This window comes from Allobosea sp. GW821-FHT09G06, assembly GCF_059416005.1.
In genome coordinates, this window is record NZ_JBWKOI010000002.1 from 196,418 (window position 1) to 211,477 (window position 15,060).

A 15,060-nucleotide genomic window follows, 5' to 3' on the forward strand; every position below is an offset into this window, starting at 1 on the left:
TATGCGTCGAAATTGGAGAATGTCTCAAGAAATCCACATCGAGCAGAGGTCGAGTCGCGCTCACAATTTACTGCGAGATGACCGAGCGTAGAAGGCGATCGATCTCCTGACTGCGATGGTGCCAGCTCGCCTCGCGGGCCACATAGGTCGCGCCGTTGCGGCCTAGTACCCGGGCTCTTTCGGGGGTATCGGAGAGGCTCTTCACGGCAGACGCGATAGCTGGCGCAACCCCTGCCGGCACAATCAGCCCGGCATCGGCATCGCGGACGAGGTCGGCCTGGAATGGTAGATCGCTGGTGATGACGGCAACCCCGCAAGCCATGGCCTCGAACAGTTTCAGCGGCGCCACGCCCGAAGTGGAGCGACCGTCCTGGTTTTCGATGACGCAAAGCGATGCCAGGGCGCCGCGCACGATGGCCGGAACGGCATCGTAAGGCTGCCGGCCCAGCCAAAGCAGCTTTTGATCGGCGAGCGCCTGTTCGACCTTGCTGCGTTCGATGCCGTCGCCGACGATGACCAGCCGCAGGTCGGCCGGCCAGTCCGGCTCTTTCAAGGCGGCCAGCATGGTGTCGATGCCGTGCCAGGCGACGAGACCGCCGACAAAGACCACATATCGGCCCTCGATGGGGCTGGGAGCACCTTCCGGCTTGAACAGATCGGTGTTGGCACCGTTCGAAACCAGAGTGACGCGGTCATGGCCGGCAAAGGTCTTGACCCAGCTCACGAGCCCGGGCGTTACCGCGAGCAGATGTGCGGCGCTTCGATACTGCGTGCGGTAAAGCCAGGAGAACAGCGGGGAAAGCGGCTTCAACCAGCGGTAGGTCACGCCGATATCGGCAGGCGTGCCATTGATTTCATGAATCACGGGAATGCCGCGCCAGCGCGCCCACAGTGTCAGTGGCAGCGCCATGAAGTGCGAGCGGATGAAAACGGCGTCGAATTCAGGCAGGCGCACGCCAAGTGCGACCTGCGTTCTTCCATAGCCGACGAGGCGGCGGAGAAACGACGAGCGCGCGCTGGCGCCGCCGCTGTTCGTCGCAAACAGCTCGACCTGCCAGCCGCATTCTTTGAGGCCGGCTATGACCTCGTCGATATGGGTCTGCGACGCCTGGCCCGGCCGCGGCGTCTCGAGGGAGAGATACGCCAGCCGTAGCGGCCGGCTCATGCTACCGCGGCCGTCGGCGCGGCCAGAGCCTCCAGAACCTGCGTAATGATGTAGTCCTGTGTCTCTTCGTCGAGATAGGGGTGCATCGGCAGTGCGACGACCTCCTGCGCGACGCGCTCGGAGATCGGCAGGCCGTTTCCGGCGACGGGATAGTGCTTGTAGGCGGTCTGCTGGTGCAACGGTTTCGGGTAATAGACCGTGGTCGGCACGCCCTTGGCCTTAAGGGCCGCCTGGAAGGCGTCGCGGCGGTCGGCGGCGACGCGGATGGTGTATTGGGCCCAGGTCGAGACGCAATCGGCCATGACATGGGGCGTCACCACGAGATCCTTCAGCGCCGCGGTGTAACGCTGCGCCACGACCTGCCGCTTCTCGATCTCCTCGGCATAGACTTTAAGCTTCTCGATCAGCACGGCGGCCTGGATCGTGTCGAGCCGCGAGTTCACGCCGACGCGGACATTGTCGTACTTGTACGAGCCCTTGCCGTGGAAGCGCAGCGACATCAGCAGCGCGGCATGCTCGTCGCTGTCGGTCAGGATCGCGCCGCCATCGCCATAGCAGCCGAGCGGTTTGGCCGGAAAGAAGCTCGTGGTCGCGAAATCGCCGATCGCGCCGGCGACGCGGCCCTTGTAGCGGGCGCCATAGCCCTGCGCGGAATCCGAGATCAGCACGAGGCCGTTCTGCTTGCAGAAGGCTTCGATCGGCTCGTAGTCGCAGGCTTGGCCGAAGAGATCGACGGTGATCAGGGCGCGGGGCGTGAGCTTGTGCTGCTTCGCCGTCTCCAGCGCGGCCCCCAGGCCCTTCGGGTCGATGTTGTAGGTCGCTTCGTCGATCTCGGCGAAGACGGGCGTAGCCCCCATCCAGGCGACGACCTCGGCGGTCGCGGCGAAGGTGAAGCTCGGGCAGATCACCGCGTCGCCGGGGCCGATGCCGAGCGCTTCGAGCACGAGGATCAGCGCGTCCGTGCCGTTGGCGACGCCGATCGCGTGCTTCGCGCCGCAGAAGGCGGCAAGCCCGGTCTCGAACTGCTGGACCTGCTGACCGAGGATGTAGTTGCCGTCATGGACGACCTTGAGGATGGCCTCGTCCATCGCCTTGCCGATATGCTGGCGCTGGGCCTTGAGGTCGATGAACTCGATCGTGGGACGCTCGCTCATCAGGCAATCTCCTCAAGCTGCTCCGGGCCGGTTTCCCGATAGCGCATTCCAGTCAGCGGGCAGCTCAGGTCCGGCCCAAGCCTCTCGCCGGCCTTGCTCATCCAGCCGATCCGACGTGCCGGTACGCCGGCCATCAGAGCATAGTCTGGCACATCCTTAGTCACCACCGCGCCCGCGGCAATGAAGCAATACGCGCCCAGCGTGTGCCCGCAGACGATGGTCGCATTGGCGCCGATGCTCGCGCCGCGCTTCACCAGCGTGCGGCGGAACTCCGCCTTGCGGTTCATGAAGGCGCGCGGGTTGTTGACATTGGTGAAGACGCAGGACGGGCCGCAGAACACGTCCGCCTCCAGCTCGACGCCGTCATAAAGCGCGACATTGTTCTGGATCTTGCAGCCGTCGCCGATCGTCACCCGCGGCCCGGCCATCACGTTCTGGCCGAGCACGCAATCCTTGCCGATCGTGGTCTGGCCGAGCACATGCACGAAGTGCCAGATCTTGGTGCCGACGCCGAGTGCCGCGCCTTCGTCGACATAGGCGCTTTCATGGATGAGCGCGCCGGGAAAGCGCGGGTCTTCCCGCATCTGCGACGCGCCGGCCATGCTTCAGCCCTTGAGGTACTTGGCGACGAAAGGATGCGTCTCGCCGGCGGTCACGACCGGGGCGTTACGAAACTGCGAGACGACCTCGATCGAGAAGCGCACATCCTCGAGGCCGTAACCCTTGCCGGCGAGGATCTCCTCGTAGCTGCGGGTATGCAGGTCGGTGAACCCCTCGGAGAACTCGACCTCCTCGCCGTCCATGGTGATCGAGCGATAGGTCGTCTTCTGGCCCTTGACGCTGTCGGGCAGGTCGTTGGCATCGACCGAGAGGAACCAGCGCACATCGGCCTTCTCATAGGAGAGCAGGCCGCCGGCGCGCTCGCCCTCGCGCAGGTTCGCGGTCTGCGACTGCAGGGGGCCGAAGACATAGGCGAGCATGTCGAAGAAATGGACGCCGATATTGGTGGCGACGCCGCCGGACTTGGAATCGTCGCCCTTCCAGGACGCGTGATACCAGCGCCCGCGCGAGGTGATGTAGGTCAGGTCGACCGAATGGCGCTCGTTGGAGGCGGCAACACGCTCTTTCAGCGCCTGGATCGCCGGGTGCAGGCGCAATTGCAGGATCGTGTTGACCTTGCGGCCGGAGTCGCGCTCGATCTCGATCAGCCCGTCGATATTCCAGGGGTTCAGGACCAGCGGCTTCTCGCAGATCACGTCGCTGCCGGCGCGCAGGCCGAAGCGGATATGGGCGTCGTGCAGGTAGTTCGGCGAGCAGATCGCGACATAGTCGATGCGCTCGTCGCGGCGGCGCAGCTTGTCGACATGCCGGTCGAAGCGCTCGAACTCAGTGAAGAAATGCGCCTGCGGGAAATGGCTGTCGATGATCCCTACGGAATCGTTGGGATCGAAAGCGACCTTCAGGTCGCCGCCCACGGCCTTGATGGCCTTCATATGGCGCGGCGCGATATAGCCGGCGGCACCGATCAGTGCGAATGACGTCATGGCGTTGGTCTCTGGCGTTTCCCGGGGCGTCGCGGCTCAGGCCTTGACGATATTATCGCCGGTCAGGCCGGCTTTGGCGCAGGCATTGCGCGTATCGACGACGAGGCGTGAGGCAGCGACGAGCGCCTTGTAATCGACCGCGTCATGGTCCGTCGCGATCAGCACGGCGTCATAGCCCTTGATCGTCTCCGGCGAAAGCGCGACCGAGGCACGGCCGGTCAGGTTGGCATGTTCGCGGGTCGGCGGGATCACCGGCACATGCGGGTCGTGGTAATCGGCCTTGGCGCCGCGCTCCTCGAGCAGCTCGATCAGACGCAGCGAGGGGCTCTCGCGCATGTCATCGATGTTCTTCTTGTAGGCGATGCCCATCACCAGGATCTTGGCCTTGCTCAGGCCACGGCCCTGCTGGCGGTCGAGCGCCTCGGCGATCCGGTCGACCACCCAATGCGGCATGGCCGTGTTGATCTGCCCGGCGAGCTCGATGAAGCGGGTGGTGACGTCGAACTCGCGGGCTTTCCAGGTCAGGTAGAACGGGTCGATCGGGATGCAGTGCCCGCCAAGGCCGGGGCCCGGATAGAACGGCATGAAGCCGAAGGGCTTAGTCTTGGCGGCGTCGATCACCTCCCAGACATCGATGCCCATCTTGCCGTAGATCACCTTGAGCTCGTTCACGAGCGCGATGTTGACGGCGCGGAAGATGTTCTCGGTCAGCTTGACCGCCTCGGCGGTGGCCGAGGACGAGACCGGCACGGTCTTGACCACGAGCGCGCCATAGACCGCATTGGCCAGCTCCAGCGCATCCGCGCCGTCGCCGCCGACGACCTTCGGGATGGTCGAGGTGCCGAAATCCGGATTGCCGGGGTCCTCGCGCTCGGGCGAGAAGGCGAGGTAGAAATCGACGCCGCTCTTCAGGCCGGTCTTCTCGAAGATCGGGCGCATGATTTCGTCGGTCGTGCCGGGCCAGGTCGTCGATTCCAAGACGACGAGATGGCCCTTGCGCAGGCGTGGCGCGATCGCCCGGGCCGTCGCCTCGACATAGCTGAGATCGGGCTCGCGATGCTTGGTCAAAGGGGTCGGCACGGCGATGATGATGGCGTCGACGTCGCGTAGCTCGTCGAAATCGGTCGTGGCGCGGAAGCGCTCTTCCTTGATCGCGGCGGCAATCGCCTCGGTCGGGATATGCTTGATGAAGCTCTCGCCGCGGTTGATCTGCGCGACGCGCTTGGCGTCGATATCGAAACCGACGACCTGGAAGCCGGCCTTGCAGGCAGTCAGCGCCAGCGGAATGCCGACATAGCCGAGACCGATGATGCCGATCCGGTAGCTCTTCGCGGCGATGCGCGCGAGTTGATCGCTCAGCTTCTCGATTCCGCCGGAAACGGCTGACGTTGTCGATGCTGAAGACATGATCGGCTTTCTGCGTGGGAAAGCGCGCCGAGGCCGGCGCGCAATGTTTGCGAGTGGCTTTGCCGCTGCCTTAGAAGGATGTCAACCTGCGAACATGGGGCGCACGGGCTGACGGATGACAACAATCACAACGAGACGATCAATATCGCCCCAGTGTTGAACCGCTTCAACTTGCGATCGTCAATTCCAAGTCAAACCCATCGATCAAATATCTGCCCCTCGTCACGTCTGAGGGGAGTAAGCGGACCGCTACCAGCGTGGCCCGCGTGCGGGACGCAGAGGCCGGCAACCGCGGCGGTTGCAGGTGCTTTCCCAGACGCGGCCATTGCCATCGATGCAGCGGCTCGGATTGCAGTCGAAGCCACCGCCGCCACCATAACCGCCGCGGTAGTCTCCACTATCACCATAACCGCGGCCACCATAATCGCGGCCGCCATAACCGCCGCCGCCGCCGATCCGGCCGACAGGCCCACTGATCGGGCGGCAGCCGTAGCGGTCACAAGTCGACTGCGTATAGACGCCGGTTCGAGGGTCGATACAACTTGCGGCCGTGCACTGCAGCTGAACCTCGGTAATGCCGGAGCTGATAGGCATCTGCGCCAATGGCAGTGCATTGGCATGTGATGCCCATAGCGCGATTGCGGCGAGGGCGATGTTCCGTAAGAAAGATCGCATCGATATGACTCCTTCGACACCCAAGATACGCGGGTGTTTCTGAACGGTTCCCTGCTGAAGATCGGCCGTAGCTGATATATGCAATCTGTTGCCCGGCGTCTGTTTGCGGGCAGGTAGGCAGCTATGATTGGTGCGTGCCTTGCTCGGCCGACGATCGCGGGGCAGGGTCGCTTCGTGAGGTTTCCATGACGTTCCGCAACATCCACGCTCACGGTTTCGTCCGCATCGCCTGCGCCGCGCCGCGGTTGAAGGTGGCGGATCCCGCCTTCAACGTGGCCGAGACCGTCGCCATGCTGCGGCGCGCCGACGAAGGCGCTGCCTCGCTCTGCCTGTTCCCGGAGCTCGGCATCAGCGCCTATGCCATCGACGATCTGCTCCAGCAGAACGCCTTGCTCGATGCGGTGAACGACGCGCTGGCGCGGCTCGTCGCGGAAAGCCGCAGCTTGCGCTGTGTCGCGGTCGTCGGTGCGCCCTTGCGGGTCGAGGGGCGGCTGTTCAACTGCGCCGTCGCGATCCATCGCGGACGTATCCTCGCAGCCGTACCGAAGACCTACCTGCCGAACTACCGCGAATTTTACGAGCGCCGCCAGTTCGCCTCGGGGGAGCGGGCCGGCGCCCTCTATATCGACCTCTGCGGGCAGGAAGTGCCGTTCGGCACCGACATTCTGCTGGCGGCGAGCGATATCCCGGATTTCGTCGTCCACATGGAGATCTGCGAGGACGTCTGGACGCCGATCCCGCCTTCCTCCTACGCCGCGCTCGCCGGTGCGACGCTATTGCTCAACCTTTCGGCGTCCAACGTCACCATCGGCAAGTCAGATTGGCGCCACGCGCTCTGCAAGGCCCATTCCGGCCGCTGCATCGCGGCCTACGCCTATTCCGCTGCCGGCACCGGTGAATCGACCACCGATCTCGCCTGGGACGGCCAGGCGATGATCTACGAGAACGGCGCGCTGCTGGCCGAGGCCGAGCGCTTCGCTGCCGAGCCGCAGCTCATCCTCGCCGATATCGATCTCGAACGGCTGGCGATGGACCGCATCCGCCAGAACACCTTCGGCGACAGCGCCGATGTGAACCGCGATCGGCTCGGTTTCCGCCGCATCGCCTTCGCGCTGGAGCCGGACCGCGACAGTGATCTCGGCCTTGCCCGCGAGGTCGAGCGCTTTCCCTTCGTGCCCAACGACGATGCAAGGCTGAACGAGCTCTGCTTCGAGGCCTACAACATCCAGTCGCACGGGCTGCGCAAGCGGCTGGAGAGCACGCGGCTCGACAAGGTCGTGATCGGCGTTTCCGGCGGCCTCGATTCGACGCAGGCCCTGATTGTCGCGGCCCACACCTTCGACGCGCTCGGGCTGCCCCGCGAGAACATCCTCGCCTACACGCTGCCGGCCTTCGCAACGAGCAAGGGTACCAAGGACAATGCCTGGCGGCTGATGCGGGCGCTCGGCGTCAGTGCCGAGGAAATCGACATGACGCCAGCCTGCCGGCAGATGCTGGTCGATATCGGCCATCCCTTCGCCAGGGGCGAGCCCGTCTACGATATTACGTTTGAAAACGTGCAGGCGGGCGCGCGCACCTCCGTGCTCTTCCGCCTCGCCAACCGGCACAACGCCCTGGTGATGGGCACCGGCGACCTGTCGGAGCTGGCGCTCGGCTGGTGCACCTATGGCGTCGGCGATCACATGTCGCATTACAACGTCAACGGCTCGGTGCCGAAGACGTTGATCCAGCACCTGATCCGCTGGGTGGCGCAATCCGGCCGCTTCGGCGCCGAGGCCTCGGACGTGATGCTTGATATCCTCGCGACCGAGATTTCGCCGGAGCTGGTGCCGGGCGACGGCGACAAGCCGGCGCAGAAGACCGAGGATTTCGTCGGGCCCTATGCGTTGCAGGATTTCAACCTGTTCTACACGACGCGCTACGGCTTCCGGCCGAGCAAGATCGCCTTCCTCTCCGAGCACGCCTGGCGCGATGCCGGAGCAGGGGACTGGCCGCCGAATATGGAGGCGGGCAAGCGCGTCGCCTATGACCTCCCGGTGATCAAGCGCTGGCTCGGCGTCTTCATCCGCCGCTTCTTCGAGACCAGCCAGTTCAAGCGCTCGGCCGTGCCGAACGGCCCGAAGGTCTCCTCCGGCGGCTCGCTCTCGCCGCGGGGCGACTGGAGGGCGCCGAGCGATGCCTCGGCCGCGCCGTGGCTGAAGGACTGGGAGCGGATTCCGGATTGAGGGAGAGCTCAGCCTTCAGGGTTACTTTTCAAGGTGAGGCTGGTAACGACAGCTATCGACCCTTCTTCGCGGCCGTTGAGTATGCGTGCTTGCGACCCGGTGCAGGCGCATGCCGAAACATGGCGCACGCGACCAGCTACGCTGGCCGGAGTATCCATCGCAAAAACTGCTCGCGGAGCTGATTTACCATCCGCAGCATCGGGTCGTCCTCGATAATCGGACCACCACTGAAATCGAAACTCGGACCACCGCCTACCCCGGTTACCAACGTGCGGGGATATGAGACCAATACTTGGCCAGAGCGAGCGTCAATGACGTCGATGTGGGCTAGTAGTGTGTTCTGGTTTCCGGATTGCCCGGCAACAAGCATCGCCAAAAAGCGGCGCCCGGGGTCCAGAATTTGAGCCTGGTGCATAGTCACAACAATTTTTACTGGGCGGTTGCCAGCGAACTCGCGCTGCATCTTTGATGTGAAGGACTGCTTCACGCGTTCGGAAAACTGAGCGGCGATGTAAGCACGAAACTGTTCGCGAGGTAGCTCAGCTTCGATAACACGCGTAGGCGTATCTCGGTCGCCGTAGGTGACCTTGTCTTCAAGCCCGTTGGCTTTCATGAAATCATACTTGACCGACATCCAGGCTGAGGAAGCCACCAGCGCCAGAGCGCCCTCAACCGAGACGACCTTCCAGGTTCTTGCTTCATCGGCCGAAATGGGCGGGGGAGTGGTAACACAGCCGGCCAATACAACTGCAAAGACGAAACTTAGAGCGACGCGCTTCGCGTAACCCAATCCCAACATTCTGCCCGTGCCATTCGCTTCGGTCGACTGCCTCAATTCGAGAGCTTCTCGCCGACCACAATGAGGCAGCCTGGCTGATTTGGATTGAGCCGAACAAGGCAGACTTTAGCCCATCTTCTCGCGCTGCAGTGCTCCGCCGCTCGGTTCAGCAGCGATTGAGAATGATCGCTAACCACGCCCAACAAAAAAAGCCCGCGGCTCGCGCCGCGGGCTGATCGTCTCAGGCTTCGGAAGGCTCAGGCCGCGATGGCGGCCGGGTCCTTCTTTTCCCATTCCTCGCCCCAGATCATCACGGCATGGCCCGGCGAGACCTCGCGATACTGGCGCACCGGCGGCACGTAATCGGCCGGGCGGACCGGGCTCTTGATCTCGTCGTTCGAGACGGGGCGCTTCTGCAGGCGACGGGCCGGATCGGCGATCGGAACCGCCGCCAGAAGGCGCTTGGTGTAGGGGTGCTGCGGGTTCTGGAAGATCGACTCGCGCGGGCCGATCTCGACGATCTCGCCGAGATACATCACCGCGACGCGATGGCTGACGCGCTCCACCACCGCCATGTCGTGCGAGATGAAGAGATAGCCCAGGCCCATGCGGGCCTGCAGGTCGAGCATCAGGTTGACCACCTGCGCCTTCACCGAAACGTCGAGCGCGGAGACCGCCTCGTCCGCCACGATCAGGCGCGGCTCGACCGCGAGCGCACGCGCGATGCAGATGCGCTGGCGCTGGCCGCCCGAGAACTCGTGCGGGAAGCGGTTGGCCATCTCCGGCTGCAGGCCGACGCGCTTGAGCAGGTCGGCGACCTTGTCGCGCGCTTCGTTGCGCGTGGCGAGGTTGTTGATCAGCAGGGGCTCGGCGACGGCCGTGCCCACGTTCATGCGCGGGTTCAGCGAGGCGAACGGATCCTGGAAGATCATCTGCATGCGCTTGCGCTGTTCGCGCAGGTCATGCTGGCTGAGCTTCAGCACGTCGACACCGTCGAGCAGCACCGAACCGGCAAGCGGTTCGATCAGGCGCATCACCGAACGGCCGGTCGTCGACTTGCCGCAACCGGATTCGCCGACCAGTGCCAGCGTCTCGCCGGCCTTCAGGCTGAACGAGACGTTCTCGACCGCGTGCACCCGGCCCCGGACCGAGGAGAGCAGGCCGCCGCGGATCTCGAAGCGGGTCGTGAGGCCGGCGACTTCGAGCACCGGGCGCTCGGCCGCCTGGACGGTGTCGGGCGTCTCGGTCGGGATGTCCGACTCGCCGGTATTGCGGTCGACGACCGGGAAGCGCATCGGCCGCCCCTTGCCGATCATCGAGCCGAGGCGCGGCACCGCCGAGATCAGCGCCTTGGTATAGGGCTTCCTCGGGCTGGCGAAGATGTCCTCGGTCGCGCCGGTCTCGACCTCGTCGCCGTTATACATCACGACCGTGCGGTCGGCGATTTCGGCGACGACGCCCATGTCGTGGGTGATGAAGAGGACGGACATGCCTTCCTCCTCCTGCAGCGTCTTGATCAGCTCCAGCGTCTGCGCCTGGATGGTCACGTCGAGCGCGGTGGTCGGCTCGTCGGCGATCAGGAGCTTCGGCTTGCAGGCCAGCGCCATCGCGATCATCACGCGCTGGCGCATGCCGCCCGAGAAGCGGTGCGGATACTCGTGGAAGCGCGACTTCGCCGCGGGAATGCGAACCTTCTCGAGCAGGCGGATCGTCTCGGCCTCGGCCTCGGAGCGCGACAGGCCGCGATGCAGGATCAGGGCTTCCGCGATCTGGAAGCCGATGGTCAGCACCGGGTTCAGCGAGGTCATCGGCTCCTGGAAGATCATCGCGATCTCGTTGCCGCGGATATGGCGCATCTCCGAATCCGGCAGGGTCAGGAGTTCCTTGCCGTTGAGCTTGATCGAGCCTTCGATCTTGCTCGAGCCGGGCGGGGTCAGGCGCATGATCGACAGCGCGGTCACGCTCTTGCCGGAGCCGGATTCGCCGACGACCGCGAGCGTCTCCTTCGGCTTGATGTCGAAGGAGAGGTTGCGGACGACCGACTTCCACTGGCCTTCGACCCGGAAGGAGGTCGTGAGGTTCGAGACGGTCAGGATCGGTGAGGTCATGGCTAGTCCTTCCCTGGATCAGATGACGCGACGCGGGTCGAGCGCATCGCGCAGGCCGTCGCCGATGAAGTTGATCGAAAGCACAGTCAGGAAGATCGCGGCGCCCGGGAACAGGGCCCAGTGCGGCGCGGTGTCGAGCTGGTCCTTGGCGTCGAACAGCAGGCGCCCCCAGGTCGGGATATCCGGCGGGAAGCCGAGGCCGAGGAAGGAGAGCGTCGATTCGGCGATGATCGCCGAGGACACCTCGATCGTCGAGGCGACGATGACGGGGCCGAGCGCGTTCGGCAGGATATGCCGGAACATCTGGCGCATCTTGGTCGCGCCCTGGGCGCGGGCGGCCTCGACGAACTCCTTCTCGCGCAGCGACAGGAACTGTGCGCGGACCAGGCGGGCGACCGGCATCCAGCGCAGGCCGCCGATGACGATGACGATCAGCACGAAGACGCCGCCCTCGACGCCGAACACGGCCTTCAGCTGCTCGCGGAACAGGTAGATGATCAGCAGCAGCAGCGGCAGCTGCGGCAGCGACAGGAACAGGTCCGTCACCCACATCAGGATCGGGTCGGCATATTTGCGCGACATGCCCGCCAGCGCGCCGATGAGGACGCCGACGATCGTCGCCACCACCATCGCCGCGAGGCCGACGGCGAGCGAGATGCGCCCGCCATACATCATGCGCGCCAGGATATCCTGGCCGAGGTCGTCGGTTCCCAGCGGATGCGACCAGGAGGGGCCCTGGAGCTGTGCCGAGAAGTCGATTTCGTTGATCGCCACCGGCCACAGCCAGGGGCCGACGATGACGCCCAGCACCAGCAGGCCGAGCACCACGGTGCTCGCCATGGCCAGGCGGTGGCGGCGGAAGCGGCGCCAGGTCTCACGACCGGGCGAAACCGAAACCTGGCTCACGGCAGCGCCCGCAGCCGGATCAGCTGAAGGAGATGCGAGGGTCGAGCCAGCCATAAAGAACATCCGCGATGAGGTTGAAGAGAACGACCAGGCAGGAGAAGACGAACGTCACGGCCATGATCACCGGCGTGTCGTTGGCCAGGATCGCGTCGATCAGGAGCGATCCGATGCCGGGGACGCGAAAGATCTGCTCGGTGACGAGAGCGCCGCCGAACACGGCCGGCATCTGCAGCGCGACCAGCGTCACGACCGGGATCAGCGCGTTGCGCGTGATGTGCCGCAGCGTGACCCGCTTCTCGCTCAAGCCCTTGGCGCGCGCCGTCGTGACGTAGTCGAGCCGGATGACGTCGAGCACGGCCGAGCGGACATAGCGCGTATAGGAGGCTGCCTGGAACAGGCCGAGCACGGTGATCGGCATGATCGCCTGCCGGAACATCTCCCAGTACCAGCGCCAGCCGGTGGCTGCGATGTCGGAGCGGTAGACGAAGGGGAACCAGTCGAGCGTGACCGAGAAGACCAGGATGAAGAGCAGGCCGGTGAAGAAGGTCGGCAGGGAGAAGCCGACGAAGGCGAGCGTGTTGGCGATCTGGTCGAAGATCGAATAGGGCCGGGTCGCGGCGTAGATGCCGACGGGCAGCGCGACGCTGAGCGCCAGGATCTGCGACGAGCCGACCACGAACAGCGTGGTGGGCAGGCGCTGCAGGATCAGGTCGTCGACATTGATGCGGCTGGCGAAGGAGAAGCCCCAGTCGCCCCGCGCCATGTTCGACAGCCAGCGCAGGTAGCGCACCATGACCGGATCGTTGAGGCCGAAGCTGGCGCGCAGGGCCTCGCGGACCTCAGGCGGAACGTTCGGATTCGTCGCCATTTCCGAGAACGGATCGCCCGGCGCCAAGGCCAGGATCGTGAACAGGATCACGCTGATGCCGAGCAGACTTGGAATGGCGATCAATAACCGCCTGATGAGATATGTCGCCATGAAATAGTCTCTGTACGCACGGCCGAGCCGCGAACCGATGTTGATGACGGCCGGCCCGCCCCTGTGGCTGAGGAAGCCGCGGGGGCGGGCCGGCGCGTTTGTCTTCCGTCACCGTGGCGTGAGCCGCGGTGACGGACGATCGGGCTTAGCTACGATACCAGGCCGCGATGTTCCAGCTGTCGACGTCCCAGCCCGAGTGATCGTGCGAGAGGTTGTTCAGCGACGCCGCGACGCGGGTGCGCGACAGGATCGGCAGGATGACGTTGGCCTCGCAGAAGATCTCGTTGACCTTGATCAGCAGCGCGGCGCGCTTGGCCGGATCGAGCTCCTTCTGCGCGGCCTTGTAGGCCTCGTCGGCAGCCGGGTCCGAGTAGCGCGAGACGTTGCGACCCAGCCACTTGTTCTCCTTGTTGGCGATCTCCCAGGAGACGAACTGGTTGAGGAAGCGCTCCGGATCGGGCTGCGGCTGCGTCGTGGTGTACATCTCCATGTCGACATACAGCTTGGTGTAGGTGTCGGGGTTGGCGACGTCCGACGAGAAGAACACCGAGGCCGTGACCGACTTCAGCTCAAGATCGATGCCGGCGCGCTGGGCGGCCTGCTTGATGATGGCCTGAGTCTTCTGGCGCGGGGCGTTGATCGAGGTCTGGTAGACGTATTTGAGCTTCTTGCCGTCCTTTTCGCGGATGCCGTCGGAGCCCTTCTTCCAGCCGGCGTCGTCGAGGATCTTGTTGGCCTTGTCGATGTTGAACTCGTACTTGAGCTTGCTCGACTTGAACTGCTTGGGCTCGTTGACGAAGCTCGCCGTCGCGGTGCCGCCGCGGCCATAGATGAACTTCTGGACCGAGTCGCGGTCGATCAGCAGGTTGATCGCCTCGCGGACCTTGGGGTCCGACAGGGACGGGTGCTTGGTCTTGACGCTCGAGCGCTCGCCGTCGACTTCGGTCCACGGATCGGTCGTGTTCAGGATGATGAACTCGATATCGCCCGAAGCCACGGCGCTGATCTTGCCGCGACCGCCGGTCTCCATGCGCTTGAGGACTTCGTCCTCGACCTGCAGGTTCCAGGCATAGTCGTATTCGCCGGTCTGGAGCACGGCGCGCGCCGCAGAGACCGCGTCACCGCCGCCCTTGACCTCGATCGTGTCGAAATGCGGCTGGTTCTGGATGTGGTAGTCGGCGAAACGCTCGCCGGTGAGGACGTCGCCCGGCTTGAAGTCGACGAACTTGTAGGGGCCGGTGCCGACGGGCTTGAGGTTGTCCGGGGCTTCGCGGGACTTGGCGCCGACATACTCGCCGAACCGGTGCTTCGGCAGGATCTGGCCAACGGTGCCGACGAAGGGGTCGGCCCAGAACGGCGTCGGCTGCTGGAAGATCACCTTGACGGTGTGGGTGTCGACCTTCTCGACCTTGATGTCCTTGTAGGAGCCGGTGGTATAGGCGGCGGTCGCCGGGTCCTTGGCATATTCCCAGGTGAAAACGACGTCGTCGGCAGTCAGCGGCTTGCCGTCATGCCATTTCACGTTCTGCTTCAGCTTCCAGGTGACGCTCAGGCCATCGGCCGAGAGACCGCCATTGGCCTTGCTGGGAACCTCGGCCGCGAGGCAGGGGATCAGGTTGCCTTCCTTGTCCCAGCCGGCGAGCGGCTCGTAGAAGATGCGCGAGGCGATCTGGTCCTTGGTGCCCGAGGCGAAATGCGGGTTGAGCAGCGTCGGAGCCTGCCAGAGCAGGATCTTCAGCGGACCACCGCCACCGGCCTTGGTCGGCTTGTATTGCAGCGTGGCATTCGCCATCGCGACGTCGTTCCAGATCAGGATCTGGGTTGCCAGCGGCGCGGCGATGCCGACAGCCGCCATTCTCTGCATGAAGGAGCGTCGCGACAGCGTGCCTTCCTTCACATCCGCGACCAGGCCGCGGATTTCCTGCTCAATCATCAAAAGCCTCCACCTTCAAAACAAATTAATCCCCGGCGCCTTCGCGCCGTGTTCTCGTTGATGGACCCAGCAAGGCATGTGCCAACGAAAGCGTCAACTGTGCAGCGCAGGGCAGATGCGCGTCTGCCGCGATACAGGGCTGCTCGGAATAGGGTCATTTGCATGAATGTGCTGGTTTAATCGGCG

11 protein-coding genes are annotated in these 15,060 nt (G+C 64.5%); 1 reads left to right on the forward strand and 10 read right to left on the reverse strand.

Going from position 1 to position 15,060, the window contains the following annotated elements:
• Positions 1-67 precede the first annotated feature (67 nt).
• The 5 genes from AC07NY_RS11140 to AC07NY_RS11160 are packed head-to-tail and all read right to left on the reverse strand — an operon-like array spanning position 68 to position 5,270.
• Complete coding sequence (locus AC07NY_RS11140; protein WP_494583892.1) at positions 68-1,165, reverse strand: glycosyltransferase family 4 protein; 1,098 nt, start codon at positions 1,163-1,165, stop codon at positions 68-70.
• Positions 1,162-2,319, reverse strand: a complete 1,158-nt coding sequence (locus AC07NY_RS11145) for a DegT/DnrJ/EryC1/StrS family aminotransferase (protein ID WP_494583893.1) — start codon at positions 2,317-2,319, stop codon at positions 1,162-1,164. Before AC07NY_RS11145 ends, AC07NY_RS11140 begins: the two co-directional genes overlap by 4 nt.
• A complete protein-coding gene (locus AC07NY_RS11150) occupies positions 2,319-2,921 on the reverse strand; it encodes an acyltransferase (RefSeq protein WP_494583894.1) in 603 nt (200 codons plus the stop codon). The genes AC07NY_RS11145 and AC07NY_RS11150 overlap by 1 nt, the downstream gene beginning before the upstream one ends.
• Positions 2,922-2,924: 3 nt before the next feature.
• Positions 2,925-3,863 carry a Gfo/Idh/MocA family oxidoreductase gene (locus AC07NY_RS11155; RefSeq protein ID WP_492287562.1) on the reverse strand — a complete coding sequence of 313 codons (939 nt, stop codon included), beginning with the start codon at positions 3,861-3,863 and terminating at the stop codon, positions 2,925-2,927.
• Positions 3,864-3,899: 36 nt separating this feature from the next.
• Positions 3,900-5,270 (reverse strand): nucleotide sugar dehydrogenase, encoded by a 1,371-nt coding sequence (locus tag AC07NY_RS11160; protein WP_494583895.1) that lies wholly within the window; start codon positions 5,268-5,270, stop codon positions 3,900-3,902.
• Positions 5,271-6,130: 860 nt separating this feature from the next.
• Between AC07NY_RS11160 and AC07NY_RS11165 the strand changes: the two genes are divergently transcribed.
• A complete protein-coding gene (locus AC07NY_RS11165; protein WP_494583896.1) occupies positions 6,131-8,170 on the forward strand; it encodes an NAD(+) synthase in 2,040 nt (679 codons plus the stop codon).
• Between the two features lie 136 nt (positions 8,171-8,306).
• Here the strand turns inward: AC07NY_RS11165 and AC07NY_RS11170 are convergent, their stop codons facing one another.
• The 5 genes from AC07NY_RS11170 to AC07NY_RS11190 form a co-directional block, all read right to left on the reverse strand.
• Entirely contained in the window at positions 8,307-8,960 is a 654-nt protein-coding gene (locus tag AC07NY_RS11170) for a hypothetical protein (protein WP_494583897.1), read from the reverse strand.
• A gap of 245 nt (positions 8,961-9,205) precedes the next feature.
• Entirely contained in the window at positions 9,206-11,056 is a 1,851-nt protein-coding gene (locus AC07NY_RS11175) for an ABC transporter ATP-binding protein (RefSeq protein ID WP_494583898.1), read from the reverse strand.
• An 18-nt stretch (positions 11,057-11,074) separates the two neighbouring features.
• Positions 11,075-12,016 carry an ABC transporter permease gene (locus AC07NY_RS11180; RefSeq protein ID WP_494583899.1) on the reverse strand — a complete coding sequence of 314 codons (942 nt, stop codon included), beginning with the start codon at positions 12,014-12,016 and terminating at the stop codon, positions 11,075-11,077.
• The gene (locus AC07NY_RS11185; RefSeq protein WP_494583900.1) at positions 11,982-12,941 is read right to left on the reverse strand and encodes an ABC transporter permease; all 960 of its coding nucleotides are present in this window, start codon (positions 12,939-12,941) and stop codon (positions 11,982-11,984) included. Before AC07NY_RS11185 ends, AC07NY_RS11180 begins: the two co-directional genes overlap by 35 nt.
• A gap of 145 nt (positions 12,942-13,086) precedes the next feature.
• Positions 13,087-14,874, reverse strand: a complete 1,788-nt coding sequence (locus AC07NY_RS11190; protein ID WP_494583901.1) for a peptide ABC transporter substrate-binding protein — start codon at positions 14,872-14,874, stop codon at positions 13,087-13,089.
• Positions 14,875-15,060: the final 186 nt, after the last annotated feature.

Bases quoted from the DNA above. Each gene is read 5' to 3' on its own strand.
- AC07NY_RS11140 (WP_494583892.1), bottom strand. From the start codon at position 1,165: ATGAGCCGGCCGCTACGGCTGGCGTATCTCTCCCTCGAGACGCCGCGG.
- AC07NY_RS11145 (WP_494583893.1), bottom strand. From the start codon at position 2,319: ATGAGCGAGCGTCCCACGATCGAGTTCATCGACCTCAAGGCCCAGCGC.
- AC07NY_RS11150 (WP_494583894.1), bottom strand. From the start codon at position 2,921: ATGGCCGGCGCGTCGCAGATGCGGGAAGACCCGCGCTTTCCCGGCGCG.
- AC07NY_RS11155 (WP_492287562.1), bottom strand. From the start codon at position 3,863: ATGACGTCATTCGCACTGATCGGTGCCGCCGGCTATATCGCGCCGCGC.
- AC07NY_RS11160 (WP_494583895.1), bottom strand. From the start codon at position 5,270: ATGTCTTCAGCATCGACAACGTCAGCCGTTTCCGGCGGAATCGAGAAG.
- AC07NY_RS11165 (WP_494583896.1), top strand. From the start codon at position 6,131: ATGACGTTCCGCAACATCCACGCTCACGGTTTCGTCCGCATCGCCTGC.
- AC07NY_RS11175 (WP_494583898.1), bottom strand. From the start codon at position 11,056: ATGACCTCACCGATCCTGACCGTCTCGAACCTCACGACCTCCTTCCGG.
- AC07NY_RS11180 (WP_494583899.1), bottom strand. From the start codon at position 12,016: ATGGCTGGCTCGACCCTCGCATCTCCTTCAGCTGATCCGGCTGCGGGC.
- AC07NY_RS11185 (WP_494583900.1), bottom strand. From the start codon at position 12,941: ATGGCGACATATCTCATCAGGCGGTTATTGATCGCCATTCCAAGTCTG.
- AC07NY_RS11190 (WP_494583901.1), bottom strand. From the start codon at position 14,874: ATGATTGAGCAGGAAATCCGCGGCCTGGTCGCGGATGTGAAGGAAGGC.